Source organism: Caulobacter sp. SLTY (genome assembly GCF_009905535.1).
Taxonomy (GTDB): Bacteria; Pseudomonadota; Alphaproteobacteria; order Caulobacterales; family Caulobacteraceae; genus Caulobacter.
Map to the genome: position 1 here is coordinate 51,325 of NZ_JAAALA010000022.1, position 15,739 is coordinate 67,063.

The following is a 15,739-nucleotide window of genomic DNA, read 5'->3' on the forward strand; positions in this document are numbered from 1 at the left end:
ATGTCCGCCGATCCTGTCGTCATTGCCTCATTCGCGCGTACCCCGATGGGGGGGTTCCAGGGGGTTTTGTCCGGCGTGAAGGCCACTGATCTGGGGGCCGTGGCGGTCAAGGCGGCGTTGGATCGGGCCGGGATCTCCGGCGACAAGGTCGAGCAGATCTTCATGGGGTGCGTGCTGCCGGCGGGGCTGGGGCAGGCGCCGGCGCGGCAGGCGGCGTTGAACGCCGGGTTGCCCCTGTCGGTCGAGGCGACCACGGTCAACAAGATGTGCGGCAGCGGGATGCAGGCGGCGATCATGGCGCACGACGCCCTGGCCGCGGGCAGCGCCGACATTATCGTGGCCGGCGGCATGGAGAGCATGTCCGGGGCGCCCTACCTGCTGACCAAGCACCGGGGCGGGGCGCGGATCGGGCATGATACGATCAAGGACAGCATGTATCTCGATGGCCTCGAGGACGCCTACACGCCCGGCAAGCTGATGGGGGCCTTCGCCGAGGATTCGGCCCGCAGCTACCAATTCACCCGCGAGGACCAGGACGCCTACGCCATCGAGAGCCTGAACCGGGCCAAGGCGGCGATCGACAGCGGGGCCTTCGAAGCGGAGATCGTTCCGGTCGAGGTCAAGACCCGCAAGGGCGTCGAGACGGTCAGCCAGGACGAGCAGCCGCCCAAGGGCGACGCGGCCAAGATTCCGACCTTGAAGCCCGCCTTCGCGTCGGACGGCACGATTACCGCGGCCAACGCCAGCTCGATCAGTGACGGCGCCGCCGCCCTGGTGATGACCCGCGAGTCGGTGGCCAGGGCGCTGGGCATGCCGATCGTCGCCCGCGTGGTGGCCCATGCGGCCCACGCCCATGAGCCGGGTCAGTTCACCACCGCTCCGGTGCCGGCCATGCGGAAGGCGCTGAACAAGGCCGGCTGGAGTGTCGAGGACGTCGATCTGTTCGAGGTCAACGAGGCCTTCGCCGTGGTGGCCATGATCGCCCAGCGGGAGCTGGGCATCCCGCGCGACAAGCTGAACGTCAACGGCGGCGCGACGGCGCTGGGCCATCCCATCGGCGCCTCGGGCGCGCGTATTCTCGCCACCCTGCTCAGCGCCCTCAAGGCGCGCGGCGGCAAGCGGGGCCTGGCCAGCCTGTGCATCGGCGGCGGCGAGGCGACCGCAATGGCGGTGGAGTTGGTCTGAGCCTACCGGCCCGCTCCCTGGTCGTTGATGTTGCGGACACCGGGCACGCCTGCGATCTGGACGTCGCCGCCGCGGTGGCCGGCGGGGCAGGGACCCAGGTGCTTGAGTTGCACGGCCATATCGACGGTGCCATTGGCCGCGGCTTGATTGGCGCCGACCGTGGTCAGGGTCGCTATCACGGTGAAATCCTTGGTGAAATCGCCCTTTGCCGCGCCGGAGGTGGTCGTCTCGCCGCCGACGCTGGTCTTGCACACGGTGTAGAAGGTCCAGGTGCCGTCGGCCTGGCGGCTGTACTCCCGCTGGCTGCAGTCGCCGGCATCGGCGACGCTCAGCCAGCTGACCCGCTGCTCGGTTTCCTTGTCCAGGCAGATGGACATGGTTCGGGTCTGGCCGCGGGCTGTGACCACATGCTGCCATTGTCCCAGTTCGCGAGGCGGCGGGCCCTCGCCGCCGGTGACCTTGGTCTTCGTTGCCGGCTTGGCGTCGGTCTTGGCCGGATCCTTGTCGCAGGCGCCCAGCAGGGCCAGAGCGGCGATCACGGTGGCGCTGGCGAGGAGGTGGCGCATGAGAATCCTTGGAGACACTGTGGCGATTTTCCCGACGATAACGGGGATCATCCGGCCGCGCGAGGCGCTATATTCGTTATGATGACCCACGTGACCGACAACCAGGCCGCCGGCCGCTACGAACTGGAAGAGGAGGGGCTGACCGCCTACGCCGACTATCGGCGCGAGGACGGCCGGCTTATCATCGATTATGTGTTCTCGCCCGTGCCGCTGCGGGGCAAGGGGACCTCCGACCGGCTGATGCGTGGGGTCCAGGCCGACGCCAGGGCCAAGGGCGAGACGATCGTGCCGATCTGCGGCTATGCCGCGACCTGGCTGCGGCGGCATCCCAACTGATGCGGCTGGGGGCGGGGATCGTCTTGGCGGCGGCGCTGGCCTGCGGGCCGGCGTGGGCCCAGCCGCTCGTTTCCAGCTGGAGCGCGCCGGAGATGCGGTCGCTGGTTGGCGGCATGGCCGGGCTGACCGTGGCCCAGGTCGATAAACTGGACAACGGCGACCCCTTCCTGATCGTCCAGAGCGGCGGCGCCAACTTCGCCCTCTATGGCGCGGCCTGCAGCGGCGCGGGCGCCGCCACGCGATGCAAGGGCGTCAGCCTGGTGGCCTTCGTGACCTACGACACACCAGCCAAGGCCCAGGCGGCGCTGACACGGCTCGACTATCCGGCGGTGAAGGCGACGCGGGATGATCCCCGGACCGTCAGCCTCAGCCGGTATGTGATCCTCGACGAGGGGGTCAGCCGCAAGAACCTGGAAGCCAACATCCAGCTGTTCGTCGCCATCCTCGGCGAGGCGCTGGCGCTCCGCTGACGCCGGTATATCGTGGGCCAAAAAGGGAGGCCCACCATGTCCGGACCCGTCGACAAGGCCCTGCGCCGCCGCGCCGAGGCGGTGATCCCGGGCGGCATGTACGGCCACCAGTCGATCGGGCTGCTGCCCGATGACTATCCGCAGTTCTTCACCGGCGGCGAGGGCGCCCACCTGACGGACGCCGACGGGCGACGCTACCTGGACCTGATGTGCGCCTATGGGCCGAACCTGTTCGGCTATGGCCACGCCTCGATCAACGCCGCCTACGTCCGCCAGCTGGAAACCGGCGACGCCCTGACCGGCCCCACCGCCCTGATGGTCGAACTGGCCGAGGCGATGGTGGCCATGGTCGGCCACGCCGACTGGGCGATGTTCTGCAAGAACGGCACGGACGCCACCACCATGGCCATGATGGCCGCCCGCGCCCATACCGGCGCTAAGGGCCTGGTGCTGGCGCGGGGCGCCTATCACGGGGCCGCGCCCTGGTGCACGCCACGGCCGGCCGGAGTGGTCCCCAGCGACAAGGCCCATCAGCATTTCTGCGCCTACAACGATATCGCCAGCCTGGAGGCGGCGGTCGCGGCGGCGGGCGATGACCTGGCGGCCATCTTCGCCGCCCCGTTCCGCCATGACGCCTTCATCGACCAGGCCGCCCCGGACGCCGCCTACGCCCGCCGGGCGCGGGAACTGGCCGACGAACGCGGCGCCTTGCTGGTGGTCGACGATGTCCGGGCGGGTCTGCGGGTGGCCCGCGACTGCAGCTGGGCGGCCATCGGGGTGGCGCCGGACCTGTCGACCTGGGGCAAGTGCATCGCCAACGGCCATCCGATCTCGGCCCTTCTGGGCAACGACAAGGCCCGCAAGGCGGCGGCCTCGATCTATGTGACGGGCAGCTTCTGGTTCGCCGGGGCGGCGATGGCGGCCGGGCTGGAGACCCTGCGCCTGGTGCGGGAGACAGACTATCTCGAGCGGATGCAGCGGCTGGGCGAGACCCTTCGCGCCGGGCTGTCGGAGCGGGCGGCGGCGGCCGGCTTCGGCTTCCGCCAGACGGGACCGGCGACCATGCCGCTGTTCCTGTTCGATGACGACCCGGACCTGCGTCTCGGCTTCGCCTGGTCTAGCGCCATGCTGGCGCGGGGTGTGTACGTGCACCCCTGGCACAACATGTTCCTCTGCGCGGCGATGAGCGAGGAGGACATCTCCATGGCGCTCGACGCGGCCGAGGGGGCGTTTGGGGACCTGAGGCGGGACGCCGGGTCGCTCGGGCCGGTGGAGAAGCTGGCCTTCCTGGCGGCGCGCTGATGGCGGGCTAGCGTTCGCTCTCCGCCCCCGCGAGGGGGCGAAGGACGATTCGGAGCGTGAGCGACGGACCAGGAGGCGGGGCAGCGCCGGCGGTCAGGGATTGGCGTTCCAGCGGCAGAGGGACCCCCTCGGTTTGGCTCGCTTGCAGCGCTCGCCAAAGCCACTCCCCCACTCGCGTGAGGGAGAGTGGTGTGCAAAGCTTGCGAAAAATCAGAACACATCGGGAGAGAGACATGGCCTTCAGCGAATACGCCGAGCACGACGGCCTGGGCTTGGCCCAGCTGGTCAAGACCGGCAAGGTCTCACCCGGCGAGCTGGTCGAGGCGGCCATCGAGCGGATCGAGGCGCATAACCCGACCCTGAACGCCGTGGTCTGGAAGGCCTATGACGACGCCCGCAAGGCCGCCGCCGGCGACCTGCCCGATGGGCCGTTCAAGGGCGTGCCGTTCCTGATCAAGGACCTGGGCGCCCAGGTGAAGGGCTGGCCGCGCAGTTCGGGGTCGATGTTCGCGCAGGTGGCGGCGGACGCGGACGACAGCGAGCTGGTCAGGCGCTATCGGGCGTCCGGCGTGGTGCTGGTCGGCAAGTCCAATACGCCGGAGTTCGGTATTCCGGGGGTGACCACCAGCCGGCGCCTCGGCCCCTGTTCCAACCCCTGGGATCCGAGCCGGATCAGCGGCGGATCGTCCGGCGGAGCGGCCAGCGCCACCGCCTCGGGGATGGTACCCCTGGCCCATGCCAGCGACGGTCTGGGCTCGATCCGTATCCCGGCCGCCTGCTGCGGGCTGGTCGGGATGAAGACCACCCGCGACCGCAATCCCAATGGCGGCGAGGACTATGACCGGGCCATCGGCTTCTCGGTCGATCATGTGGTCAGCCGCACGGTGCGCGACAGCGCCGCCATGCTTGACGCCACCGGCTATCCGGAGCCGGCCTCCCCCTATGCCCATCCGGCCAAGGAGCGGCCGTACCTGGAGGAGGTGGGGCGCTCGCCCGGGACGCTGCGCATCTTTTGGTCGGCCGAGACGCCGAACGGCAAGCCGATCGCCGACGAGGTGCGGGCCAAGCTGGAAGAGACCGTGGCCACCCTCAAGGCGCTCGGCCACGAGGTGGTCGAGCAGGGGCTGGGCGTCGACTACCGCACCCTCTACCGCGCCCAGGCGCTGGTCTCGGCCAGCAATTTCTCGGCGGGGATGAAGCGCTGGGTCGACAAGATCGGCCACGAGCCCGGCGAGGGCGAGATCGAAGGGCTGGCCCGGCGCGGCTACGAGGCGGGAAAGCGGATCACCGGCGACCAGGCGATGTGGGGCTGGCAGCAGCTGCGGCTCATGAACCGCGAGATCCTGGCCAACTTCGAGGCCTTCGACGTCTATCTGACCCCGGTGCTGGGGACCGTGCCGCCGAAGCACGCGTTCCTCGACACCCTGACCGACGATCTGCGCAGCTTCGACAAGGCGCAGAGCGCGACCTTCCCGTTCACCCCGCCGTTCAACTTCACCGGCCAGCCGTCGCTGAGCCTGCCGCTGCATCAGTCGGCGGAGGGGCTGCCGATCGCGATGATGTTCACCGCGCGGTATGCCGACGAGGGGACGCTGTTCCGGCTGGCCGGGCAGCTGGAGAAGGAGATGCCGTGGAAGGATCGGCGGCCGGCGATCTGGGGGTAGGCTGAAGGTCCTCCCCCGCGCTTTGCGCGAGGGAGACGTTATTAGTTCTCGTCCGATCCCTTGGCCGCTTCGGCTTCGAAGCTCTTGGGAGCCCGGGCGCGGCGCTTGGGCTTGGCCGGGGCTTCGGCTGGTTCTTCCGTCGCGGCGGGGGCCGATCGGGAGAGGAAGCCGGGGAGTTCGGAGACGGCGCCGTCCTGGCCGCGCAGGCGCGGGGAGGGAGCGGCCGGTTCGGCGGCCAAGGGCGCGGCCTGGGGTTCGATCACCGCCAACGGATCGCGCGGTTCATCGCGGTTGCGGTCGCGGTCGTAGCGGTTGCGGCGGCCGCCTTCGCGCTCTTCACGCGGGCGGTCTTCGCGGTCGCGGGGCCGGTCTTCGTCGCGGGGACGGTCGTCGCGGTCGCGGAAGCGGTCTTCGCGGGGCCGGTCGTCCCGCGGGCGATCATCGCGGTCGCGCGGCCGGTCGTCACGTTGCCCGTCACGGGGACGGTCGTCGCGATCACGCGGACGGTCGTCGCGTTGCCCATCTCTGGGCCGGTCGTCCCGCTGCCCGTCTCTGGGCCGGTCGTCCCGGTCGCGCCAGCGGTCGCGGCGGCCGCCTTCACGATCATCGCGGGGCCGGTCATCGCGGGGCCGGTCTTCGCGGTTCTGGCGGTTGCCCTCGAAACGGTCGCGGTTCTGCTGGCGGTTCTCGAAGCGGGGGCGGTCCTCGCCCTCGCCGCCCTCGGACGGCTGCTCGTTCTCGGCGGCGGCGGGGACCTCCGGGGTCTCCTCCGGCTCGGCCTCGAAGTCGATGTCCATGCCGCTGCTGTATTGGTCGCGGCCGATGATGTCGGTGACCGGCCGATTGGGCTGGATGGCCCGGATCAGGCGGAAATAGTGCTCGGCGTGCTGGAGGAAGTTCTCGGCCAGCACCCGGTCGCCGCCGGTGGTCGCGTCGCGAGCCAGCTGCTGGTACTTTTCGAAGATGCTCTGGGCGGTGCCGCGCACCTTGCCCTCCGGCCCGTTGGAATCGTAGGCCCGGTTGGCGTTGTGTTGCTGGGGCTTGTTACCGGTGTTCCGGTTGCGGCCACGCTGCCGCTTCATGCCCTTGAAATCTCTCATGGTGTTCCTGTCGTCGGGCGCAATGGGCCCGAATGCCTGTCTTTGAGACCTTGGTGGGACCCCCCGGTCCGTCTCTAGTCCTGTCGAAGAGTGATCCTCGTCCCGCCCGGCTCGCGGCCATCAGGCCCGCGCGCCCGCTGCTTCAGGTGACCCCGGTACAGCTTGTTTAGAGTGGGAACGACTCTCGATGTAGCGCTTCAACCGCCCGTTTCCAAGGGGTTTTTGAAACCGGTCACCACCCGGTCCCGGGTGGCGAGGTCCTGGGTGGTGCGCACCTGGTCGGCGCCGGCCTGACGGAACAGGGCCTCGACCGGGGCAGACTGGGTATGGCCGATCTCCACCGCGAACAGGCCGCCGGGCTTCAGCACCCGCAGGATCTCGGGGGCCAGCACGCGATAGGCATCGAGGCCGTCCGGCCCGCCGTCGAGCGCCAGCCGCGGCTCATGGTCGCGCACCTCGGGGTCGAGGGTCTCGATCTCGTCGGTGGCGATGTAGGGCGGGTTGGAGACCACCAGGTCGAACTGAGCGTCACCCAGCCCGGCGGTCCAGTCGCCGCGCAGGAAGGCGGCGCGGTCGTTCAGGTCCAGGTTGGCGGCGTTCTCCCGCGCCACCGCAAGGGCCTCGCTGGAGGTGTCGACGCCCAGTCCCTTGGCCGCCGGCCGTTCGGCCAGGATGGCCAGCAGGATGGCGCCGGAGCCGACGCCCAGGTCGAGCATCGAAAACGCCATGTGCTCGGGGAAGGCCGGCAGCACCACGTCGAGGATGGCCTCGGTGTCCGGCCGGGGGGTCAGCACGTCAGGGGTGACCGACAGCATGATCTTCCAGAAGCCCTTGCGGCCGAGGATGTGGCTGATCGGGCGGCGACGGGCGCGCTGGGCGACGAAGTCGTCCAACGCCGCCTGCTGCTGGGCCGTCAGCTCGCGGTAAGGGTCGGTCAGGATGTCCATCCGGCTGGCGCCGGTGGCGGCCTCCAGCATAAGCCGGGCGTCGATGGAGGGCTGGTCGATACCGGCGGCCTTGAGGGTGGCTTGGGCGGCTTTCCAGGCGGTGAGGAGGGTGCTCATTGCGGGTCCGGCAGCAGTTCGACGGTATCCCCGACGGCGATGCTCCCGCTGTCGGTGACGTGGAGATAGAGGCCGCAGAAGATGTGGCCGTAGGTGTTGAACAGCTGGGCGGGCAGCTCGGTGTCACGGACGCCGGTCGCCGGGTCCACGTCGATGGCGGCGCAGCGGACGATGGGCTTGAACCCGATCGCCCGCGCCCCGCCCACTGACAGGGTCCGCCCGGTCCAGTCGTTCTCGGCCCAGGCGGGCCAGCCCTCGACATAGAGGTTGGCGCGGAAGCGCAGGGGATCCAGCGGGCGGCCGATCCGCTCGGCCAGGTCACGGACGCTGGCCAGGTTGATGACCGACACGTCGCCCTTGGGGTGGTCCATGAAGCGGTGGCCGTTCGGCCCGGGCAGCACCTTCAGCGGTCCCGTGGCGGCCGCGCCCAGGAGGCCAGCCAGCCAGGCGGCGAAGGCCTGCCGGCCAGGCTCTCCGCGCAGATCGCCGGCGAAGGGCGGGCAGCCCTCGGCGCTGGCGGTGAGGACGCCGGTGGCCTCGTCATAGGCGGTGCGGGCCTTGGCCACCTCGGCGATCTTGGCCAGCACCGCGAACTGCATCTTGGGCACGTAGGCCGGGGCGGCCGGGTCGAAATCGCTGGGTCCGTCCTCGACGACATAGAGCCGGTCGCAGGGGAACGGGCCGCCAGCGACCAGGTCGGCGCGGGCCAGCGGCTCGGGGGTGAAGCCCTTGACGGGATGACGGTAAAGGCTGGCGACGGTGGCGCGCATGGGGCCTCAAGTGCCAAAGCCGGGGGGCCGCCGCAACCCCGGCCCGCTTGTCGGTGTTTGCCTTCGGCGGAGGCGATGGATGGGCTGGTTCAAGGGTGGGGGTGTCAAACAGCCCTCGAGGAAGATGGCGGGCGCGCTCGGTCGCGGCGCCTATGCGCTTGGCCGGGGCGCCGGGCTGCTGGTGGGCTGGACGGCGCGGCGCGACTGGCGGGCGATGCCGGGCCAGGCGTCCGACTACGCCCGGAGCCGGCCCTACGGTCTCGTCCCCTGGATAGCCCTGGTGGCGGCGATCGGGCTGTGGCCGCGTGGAACCGCGGTGACCACGGCCGGCCATGGCGAAAAGGTCACTCCCGGCGCCTCGGACGTACGGCAGATGAGCGTCGAGGCCTTCGACACCGCCCAGCCCGGCCGAGGCCGCGACGCCCGGCGGCCGGGCCACATCCCGTTGATCGGCTGGCGGGACGTGTTGTGGCGGGTGATCCGCGAGATCGGTCAGGACAAGCTGCCCACCGTCGCCGGCGGGGTGACCTTCTACGCCTTGCTGGCCATCTTCCCGGCCATCGCGGCCTTCGTGTCGGTCTATGGCCTGTTCGCCGATGTGGCGACCGTGCGCGAACAGCTGAACGAGATGAGCGGCGTCTTCCCGGCCAGCGTGGTCCAGATCGTCGGCGACCAGATGCTGCGTATCGCCGGCCAGCACGAGGGCAAGCTGACGGTGGCGCTGGTGATCAGCCTGCTGGTGTCGGTCTGGAGCGCCAACGCCGGAATGAAGGCGATGTTCGAGGGCCTCAACGTCGCCTACGACGAGGCCGAGACCCGACCCTTTTTCCGCCAGACGGCGCTCAGCTATGTCTGCACCTTCGGTGCGCTGCTGTTCCTGGCCAGCGTGGCTGGCCTGCTGGTCGCCCTGCCGGCCGCGATGGAAGCGGCGGGCCTGGATCTGCTGCTGGTCGTCTGGATCCCGCTGCGCTGGCTGTTCGTGCTGGCCCTGGCCGCCCTGGCCTTCACCCTGATCTATCGGATCGGGCCGTCGCGGGCGAAGGCGCGCTGGCGCTGGCTGACCTGGGGGGCGGTGGCGGCTTCGGTGATGTGGCTGGTCGGCTCGCTGATCTTCAGCTGGTACGTCGGCTCGATGTCTAACCTGGATGCGACCTATGGGCCGCTCGGCGCGGTGATCGCCTTCATGATGTGGGTGTGGTTCTCGGTGCTGACCATCCTGATCGGCGCCGAGCTGAACGCCGAGATCGAGCACCAGACGGCGCACGATTCGACGACCGGTCCGCCGGCCCCCATGGGCGAGCGGGGCGCGGCGATGGCCGACACCGTCGGCGAGGCGCTGAAACTGAGCGATGAGATCGCCGGCGGCGTCGGCGCGATCAAGGATGTTCTGAAGCGGGTCGGCCGCTAGAGGATTTCCTCCAGCGTGGGCGTATTCTCGTCGATGTATTTGCGGAACCCGGCCGCGCGTTCGGGATCGGCCGGACCGCCGATCCCTTTCTCCAGCAGGACGATCAGGTCCTCCACCACCGGCGTGTCGATCGGAACCTGCGCGACATAGGCCTCCAGCATGGCCCGGCCCCGCACCGGGTCCGCCGGCCCGCCTTCCCCCGCCACCAGCATTCGGGCCAGGGGGGGATACATGCCAAAAGAGCCCTCCTGCGCCGACAGCTTTTCATAGAGTTCGCGGGCCTTGGCCTTGCCTTCAGGAAGGCGCGCTTGCCAGCGGGCGTAGTCCAGGGTGGCCGCCGTGTCCCCTTCGGCCACCAGGGCATCTAGAATGGCCCTGGCACGGGGCGCGTCATGAAGTGCGGGGTCGGGGCCTTGCGCCAGGGTCATTGCCAGCGAGAAGCGCGAGTCCCGGTCACCGGCGGCCGCGCCGCGCTCGAGCCAGGCCAACGCCTCCGCCGGCCGGTCATGTCCCAAAAGGCGGGCGTAGGGGGATATCGCCCTGTGGTGGCCGGCGTCGGCGGCGCGCCGGTACCAGGCCATGGCGGCGCGGTTCTTGCGGGCGATCTCATAGGACAGGCCGACCTGCATCATCGCGGTCACGTCGCCCGCCTTTGCCCGACGAAGCGGCTCCTCGCACCCCCGCCAGCGATCGGCGTAGCAATAGCCCGGCACGCCGGTGGCGCATCCACCGATCAGCGGCAGCAACAGGGCAAGCCATAGCCCCCGCATGACGATCCATCCCGTTCCGGTTGCGTGGAGCCTAGCAACACTCGCGGCGTCTCGCCAACAGCCCTACAGGTCCTCCAGCGCCGCCAGCCGCGCCGCCTGATCCTCGGCGATCAGCGGGTTCACCACGTCGTCCAGGGCGTCGCCCGGCATGATCCGCTCCAGATTGTAGAGGGTCAGGTTGATCCGGTGGTCGGTCACCCGGCCTTGCGGGAAGTTGTAGGTGCGGATGCGTTCGGAGCGGTCGCCGCTGCCGACCTGGCTCTTACGGGCCTCGGAGCGGGCGTCGTCGAGGGCCTGGCGCTGCATGTCGTAGAGCCGAGCCTTGAGGTTCTTCATCGCCTTGCGGCGGTTCTCGTGCTGGCTCTTTTCAGAGGAGGTCACCACCACACCGGTCGGGATGTGGGTGATGCGCACGGCCGAGTCGGTCTTGTTGACGTGCTGGCCGCCCGCCCCGGACGAGCGGTATGTGTCGATCCGCAGGTCGCTCTCGTTGATCTCGATCTCCACGTCCTCGGCCTCGGGCAGCACCGCCACGGTGGCCGCGCTGGTGTGGATGCGGCCCTGGCTTTCGGTGGCCGGGACGCGCTGGACCCGGTGGACGCCGCTCTCGAACTTCAGCCGGCCGAAGACGCCGTCGCCGGTGACCGAGGCGATGATTTCCTTGTAGCCGCCCATCTCGCCTTCGGAGACGCTGTCGATCTCGACCCGCCAGCCGCGCAGCTGGGCGTAGCGGGCGTACATCCGGAACAGGTCGCCGGCGAACAGGGCCGCCTCGTCGCCGCCGGTGCCGGCGCGGATTTCCAGGATGGCGCTGGCGTTCTCGTCCTTGTCCTTGGGGGCCAGCATCAGGGCCAGCGCCTTTTCCTGTTCCGGCAGCTGCTTCTCCAGCGCCTCCAACTCGGCGCGTGCCAGCTCGCTGATGTCCGGGTCCGGGTCGGCGGCCATAGCCTCCAGCTCGGGCAGCTCGGCGCGCGCCTTCTCCAGGCCGGCCACGGCATCGGCCACGGGCTTCAGCTCTGCGTGTTCCTTCGACAGCTTGACGATCTCGGCGCCGTCGGTCGCGGCGCCCATGCGCGCTTCGACCTCATGGAAGCGGTCGAGCACCTGGTCGAGGCGGGCCTGGGGGAGACGCAAGGGGGTGACACTCCGATACGAAAGGGTCGCATCCTCTACTCTTCTCGCCCGCGCGGCGCCAATCCTCTTGCCAAAACACCGCTTCCGGGGTTTCGTTAACCATAGGTATCCGGGGGTATGGTGGGCATGGGTGCGATTTTGGCCATGGTGAGCCGGGGGACGAGGCCGTGAGCGACGCGCCCCGCTGTTCCCTCGACAGCCGCTATGAGCGCGAACCGGATGGGCATGAGGCCCATGCCGCCCCGGCCGCCGCGCCGGTCGCCTATTCCCCGCACCAGGCTGTGTCCGTCGGCCTGCCCGGCGCCGCCCCGACCGTCTTCACCACCCCGACCACGGTGACCAGCGGCGCCAATGTCGTGCCGGTCACCACGACCACCACCGTCGTTCCGGGCGCAGTGATCAGCCCCATCAGCACGCCCCCGATGGTGGTCATGCCCCAGCCGCTGATCGGCACGCCGATGGGCGGGATCACGGTGATCAACAACCCGCCGCCCGCCGGCAGCCCCTGTCCGATGTGCGGCAAGCCGCTGGGCGAGCCGGCGGCCGCCAAGCCCCACGACCACGGTCACCACGGCCCGCCGCCCTCGCCGCGCTTCAGCAAGGCCACGCCGGAGGTGTTCCGCGAGGGCTTCAAGCCGCTGTGGGACGCGGCGCAGTCGGAGAAGGCCGCCTTCGTGGTGGTCTCGGGCTGCAACAAGCTGCTCAGCGTGCTGCTCAAGGAGCTGGAGACCAAGGCCAAGTCCGAGAAGACCGAGGACGACAAGCCCAGGTCGTCGGGGGGCGGCTGGTCCTTCTTCGGAGGGCGGAAGGAAGAGAAGAAGCCCACCGCCGCCCAGCGGATCGATAAGCTGCAAAAGGCCGGTTACCTGCTGAAGAGCACCGCCGCGGCCGCCAAGGAATCGGGCATGGCCGATGTGCTGACCGAGAAGATCGACGCGGCCGCCGTCACCCACGAGATGGCCAAGCGCTACGTCCAGCTGCTGTGGCAGATCGCCGACCAGGGCTTTGAACAGCCCAGCTGGAGCCAGTCGGGCGAGTTTCCGAAGGCGGCTCCGCTGCCGGCGGATCCCCACGCGGCGCATGGGCATGCTCCGGCCCCGGCCGCGCACGCGGGCGGTGGGCATGCGCCGGCCGTGGCGGATCATCACTGACCCTGTCATCCCGGGAAGCGCGCAGCGCTTATTCGGGATCCAGGGGTGACGGAGCACAGACCGAAACGCGGCGTCCGATAGCCAGTTCATGCCCGCCTGGGTCCCGGCCCTCCGCGCTGCGCGCTCCGGCCGGGATGACTGAAATTAGCGGGATGGCGCCCCTACCGCTTCTCACCCTGCTCGGCGGCCGCCTGGGCTTTGTCCTCGGCCGCCGCGTCGGCCAGGTCGGCCTGGGCGTTGGCGGCGGTGTCCTTCACCGCGTCGGCGGCCTCGGCGCCGGCTTCCTTGATCGCCGCGCCGGCTTCCTTGACGTCCGGGTCGTTGGCGATGTCGCTGGCGGCTTCCTTGACCTCGGCTCCGGCGGCCTTGGCGCCTTCTTTCAGCTCGGCGCGGTCGGAGGCATCGCAGGCGGTGAGGGCAAGGGCGCCGACGGCGGCGAGGGCGAGAGCGATCGAGCGCATGGGCGGTCTCCTCAAGAATGTTCCAGGCGCTCAACGAGCTGTGATGACGCCGGTTCCCTTCCGTCCCGTGGCTTGAGCCGCTACAGGCTGGCGCCATGCGTCTCGCTTTCCTCGGCACCCCCGATTTCGCCGTCGTCAGCCTGGCCGCCCTCCTGGAGGCCGGCCATGAGATCGCCTGCGTCTACAGCCAGCCGCCGGCTCCGCGCGGCCGGGGCCAGGACCTGAAACCCTCGCCGGTGCACCAGTTCGCGCTGGACCACAGACTTGCGGTCCGCACGCCGAAGTCGATGAAGCCGGAGGAGGAAATCGCCGCCTTCGCCGCGCTCGACCTGGACGCGGCCGTGGTCGTCGCCTTCGGCCAGATCCTCAAGTCCGGCGTGCTGGAGGCCCCGCGCCTGGGCTGTTTCAACCTGCATGGCTCGCTGCTGCCGCGCTGGCGGGGCGCGGCGCCGATCCAGCGGGCGGTGATGGCCGGCGACGAGATCACCGGCGTCCAGGTCATGCGGATGAGCGAGGGTCTCGACGAGGGGGCGGTGATCGCCACGGCGACCACTCGCATCGGCCAGTACGACACCGCCGGCACGATCCACGACCGGCTGGCGCAGCTGGGCGCCCGGCTGCTGGTCGAGACCCTGCCGGCCATCCAGGCGGGAACCGCCGTCGAGACGCCGCAGGCCGAGGAGGGCGTCACCTACGCCCGCAAGATCACCCCGGCCGAGGCCCGCATCGACTGGACCCAACCGGCCGAGGAGGTCGATCGCCGCATCCGGGGCCTGTCGCCCTTTCCCGGGGCCTGGTTCGAGGCGCCGTCGAGTCGGGGTCCGGTGCGAGTGAAGGCGCTGATGTCGCGGGTCGAGGACGAGGCGGGCGCGCCCGGTGCGGCGCTGGACGATGGCCTGCTGATCGCCTGTGGCGAGGGCGCCGTGCGGCTGCTGGAGCTGCAGCGCGAGGGCAAGGGTCGCCAGCCGGCCGATGTCTTCCTGCGCGGTTTTCCCCTGCCGGCCGGCACGGCCTTGGCCTGATGCCCCGCTATCGCCTCACCATCGAGTATGACGGCAGCCCCTATCGCGGCTTCCAGGCCCAGGACGATCTGCCGAGCGTACAGGGTTCGATCGAGCGGGCGGTAAAGGCCTTCTGCGGCGAGGAACTGCGCATCCACGCAGCCGGCCGCACCGACACCGGGGTCCACGCCACGGGCCAGGTGATCCATATCGACCTGACCAAGGCCTGGCCGCCGACGACGGTGCGCAATGCGCTCAACGCCCACCTGGTCCCCGAGCCCATCGTGGTGCTCGATGCGGAGATCGCCCAAGAGGGCTGGCACGCCCGGTTCAGCGCCACCGAGCGCCGTTATCTCTACCGCATCCTCAACCGCGAGGCGCCGCCGGCCCTGGACCAGGGCCGGGTCTGGCATGTGAAGAAGCCGATCGATGCGGCGGCCATGCACGCCGCCGCCCAGGCTCTGGTCGGCCACCACGACTTCACGACGTTCCGCCACCTGCATTGCCAGGCCAAGTCGCCGATGAAGACGCTGGACCTGGCCGTCGTGCGACGCGAGAGCGACTATGTCCTGCTCGACTTCGCCAGCCGCAGCTTCCTCCATCGCCAGGTCCGCTCGATGACCGGCACCCTAGTAGAAGTCGGGGTCGGGCGGTGGACGGGGGAGGATGTGGTCAAGGCGCTGGAGGCGCGGGACCGCAGGGCGTGCGGCCCCGTGGCGCCGGCCGAGGGGCTGTACCTGACCGACGTCAGCTACTGACCGGGTCAGGCTTTCTCGTCGAATATCGACCGGCGGCTCTGCCGCGCGTGAAGTTCATCCGGAGAGTCGGGTGCGCGGTTCACGAGATCACCACGCACCCAATAGGCCCACGCCATGCAGCCCAGCCAGACCGGCCCAATCACGAACATCAACCAAGGCTGCCAGGACGGCGGCGAGAACCAGAGCAGCGGTCCGATCACCAGCAAGGCAATGGCGAGGATTGCCATCCGTGTGGCAGTGAAGCGGCCGTGAAGTCGGCGTACGCGCTCATCCATGGTGCGGATCGTGGATCACGACCCGCACCGGCGCAACCCTAGTCCAGCATGCTCGCCGGGATCTTGCCGCCGTTCTCGGCCAGCTTCTTCAGCACCGCCTTGTGGAGCCAGATGTTCATCGAGGCGCTGTCGGACTTGTCGCCGGTGTAGCCCAGCTCGTCGGCCAGGTCCTTGCGCTCCTGCAGGCTGCTCTCCATCCCGACCAGCTTCATCAGGTCGACGATCGAGGTGCGCCAGTTGAGCTTCTGGGGATTGTCCTTGGCCATGTCTTCGAGGACCGCCTCGATATCGACCGGCTGTTGCGGGGCGGGGGCGGCCTGGGCC

18 protein-coding genes are annotated in these 15,739 nt (G+C 69.8%); 9 read left to right on the forward strand and 9 right to left on the reverse strand.

The annotated features are described in order from the left end of the window. Positions 1 to 1,185 (forward strand): acetyl-CoA C-acyltransferase, encoded by a 1,185-nt coding sequence (locus GVN21_RS13590; protein WP_166575298.1) that lies wholly within the window; start codon positions 1 to 3, stop codon positions 1,183 to 1,185. Positions 1,186 to 1,187: 2 nt separating this feature from the next. On the opposite strand, the gene GVN21_RS13595 is transcribed toward GVN21_RS13590, so the two are convergent. Beyond that, complete coding sequence (locus GVN21_RS13595; RefSeq protein ID WP_166575299.1) at positions 1,188 to 1,751, reverse strand: DUF3617 family protein; 564 nt, start codon at positions 1,749 to 1,751, stop codon at positions 1,188 to 1,190. An 81-nt stretch (positions 1,752 to 1,832) separates the two neighbouring features. Here GVN21_RS13595 and GVN21_RS13600 point away from each other — a divergent pair, with 81 nt between their 5' ends. The 4 genes from GVN21_RS13600 (at position 1,833) to GVN21_RS13615 (ending at position 5,523) form a co-directional block, all read left to right on the forward strand. Further along, on the forward strand, positions 1,833 to 2,087 hold the full coding sequence (locus GVN21_RS13600) for a GNAT family N-acetyltransferase (protein WP_166575300.1): 255 nt from the start codon (positions 1,833 to 1,835) through the stop codon (positions 2,085 to 2,087). Continuing rightward, positions 2,087 to 2,557: a YbjN domain-containing protein gene (locus tag GVN21_RS13605; RefSeq protein ID WP_166575301.1), complete on the forward strand. Its 471-nt coding sequence runs from the start codon at positions 2,087 to 2,089 to the stop codon at positions 2,555 to 2,557. The genes GVN21_RS13600 and GVN21_RS13605 overlap by 1 nt, the downstream gene beginning before the upstream one ends. Before the next feature lie 36 nt (positions 2,558 to 2,593). Then, entirely contained in the window at positions 2,594 to 3,859 is a 1,266-nt protein-coding gene (locus GVN21_RS13610; RefSeq protein WP_166575302.1) for an aminotransferase class III-fold pyridoxal phosphate-dependent enzyme, read from the forward strand. A 233-nt stretch (positions 3,860 to 4,092) separates the two neighbouring features. Continuing rightward, on the forward strand, positions 4,093 to 5,523 hold the full coding sequence (locus tag GVN21_RS13615; protein WP_166575303.1) for an amidase: 1,431 nt from the start codon (positions 4,093 to 4,095) through the stop codon (positions 5,521 to 5,523). 41 nt (positions 5,524 to 5,564) lie between these two features. On the opposite strand, the gene GVN21_RS13620 is transcribed toward GVN21_RS13615, so the two are convergent. From GVN21_RS13620 to GVN21_RS13630, 3 genes are all read right to left on the reverse strand, one after another. After that, positions 5,565 to 6,623 carry a DUF4167 domain-containing protein gene (locus GVN21_RS13620; RefSeq protein WP_166575304.1) on the reverse strand — a complete coding sequence of 353 codons (1,059 nt, stop codon included), beginning with the start codon at positions 6,621 to 6,623 and terminating at the stop codon, positions 5,565 to 5,567. A gap of 197 nt (positions 6,624 to 6,820) precedes the next feature. Then, positions 6,821 to 7,687, reverse strand: a complete 867-nt coding sequence (prmC, locus tag GVN21_RS13625; protein ID WP_166575305.1) for a peptide chain release factor N(5)-glutamine methyltransferase — start codon at positions 7,685 to 7,687, stop codon at positions 6,821 to 6,823. Beyond that, positions 7,684 to 8,457 (reverse strand): MOSC domain-containing protein, encoded by a 774-nt coding sequence (locus GVN21_RS13630; protein WP_166575306.1) that lies wholly within the window; start codon positions 8,455 to 8,457, stop codon positions 7,684 to 7,686. The genes prmC and GVN21_RS13630 overlap by 4 nt, the downstream gene beginning before the upstream one ends. Positions 8,458 to 8,581: 124 nt before the next feature. Between GVN21_RS13630 and GVN21_RS13635 the strand changes: the two genes are divergently transcribed. After that, positions 8,582 to 9,865: a YihY/virulence factor BrkB family protein gene (locus GVN21_RS13635; protein WP_240902936.1), complete on the forward strand. Its 1,284-nt coding sequence runs from the start codon at positions 8,582 to 8,584 to the stop codon at positions 9,863 to 9,865. On the opposite strand, the gene GVN21_RS13640 is transcribed toward GVN21_RS13635, so the two are convergent. Both GVN21_RS13640 and prfA read right to left on the reverse strand, forming a co-directional pair. Then, positions 9,862 to 10,635, reverse strand: a complete 774-nt coding sequence (locus GVN21_RS13640; RefSeq protein ID WP_166575307.1) for a sel1 repeat family protein — start codon at positions 10,633 to 10,635, stop codon at positions 9,862 to 9,864. The genes GVN21_RS13635 and GVN21_RS13640 overlap by 4 nt on opposite strands. A gap of 63 nt (positions 10,636 to 10,698) precedes the next feature. Beyond that, positions 10,699 to 11,769 (reverse strand): peptide chain release factor 1, encoded by a 1,071-nt coding sequence (gene prfA / locus GVN21_RS13645; protein ID WP_166575308.1) that lies wholly within the window; start codon positions 11,767 to 11,769, stop codon positions 10,699 to 10,701. A gap of 167 nt (positions 11,770 to 11,936) precedes the next feature. Here prfA and GVN21_RS13650 point away from each other — a divergent pair, with 167 nt between their 5' ends. After that, the gene (locus GVN21_RS13650; protein WP_166575309.1) at positions 11,937 to 12,920 is read left to right on the forward strand and encodes a hypothetical protein; all 984 of its coding nucleotides are present in this window, start codon (positions 11,937 to 11,939) and stop codon (positions 12,918 to 12,920) included. A gap of 161 nt (positions 12,921 to 13,081) precedes the next feature. Here the strand turns inward: GVN21_RS13650 and GVN21_RS13655 are convergent, their stop codons facing one another. Continuing rightward, entirely contained in the window at positions 13,082 to 13,381 is a 300-nt protein-coding gene (locus GVN21_RS13655; protein WP_166575310.1) for a cell surface protein, read from the reverse strand. Positions 13,382 to 13,476: 95 nt separating this feature from the next. On the opposite strand from GVN21_RS13655, the gene fmt reads away from it, so the two are divergent. Together fmt and truA are read left to right on the forward strand one after the other, a co-directional pair. Continuing rightward, positions 13,477 to 14,403, forward strand: coding sequence for a methionyl-tRNA formyltransferase (gene fmt, locus GVN21_RS13660; RefSeq protein ID WP_166575311.1), 927 nt, complete (start codon positions 13,477 to 13,479; stop codon positions 14,401 to 14,403). Then, the gene (truA, locus tag GVN21_RS13665) at positions 14,403 to 15,140 is read left to right on the forward strand and encodes a tRNA pseudouridine(38-40) synthase TruA (protein WP_166575312.1); all 738 of its coding nucleotides are present in this window, start codon (positions 14,403 to 14,405) and stop codon (positions 15,138 to 15,140) included. The genes fmt and truA overlap by 1 nt, the downstream gene beginning before the upstream one ends. 5 nt (positions 15,141 to 15,145) lie before the next feature. Here truA and GVN21_RS13670 read toward each other — a convergent pair whose 3' ends face one another. Further along, positions 15,146 to 15,415 (reverse strand): hypothetical protein, encoded by a 270-nt coding sequence (locus GVN21_RS13670; RefSeq protein ID WP_166575313.1) that lies wholly within the window; start codon positions 15,413 to 15,415, stop codon positions 15,146 to 15,148. 38 nt (positions 15,416 to 15,453) lie between these two features. Then, a partial coding sequence (locus tag GVN21_RS13675; protein ID WP_166575314.1) for a DUF3597 domain-containing protein occupies positions 15,454 to 15,739 on the reverse strand: 286 nt, incomplete at its 5' end.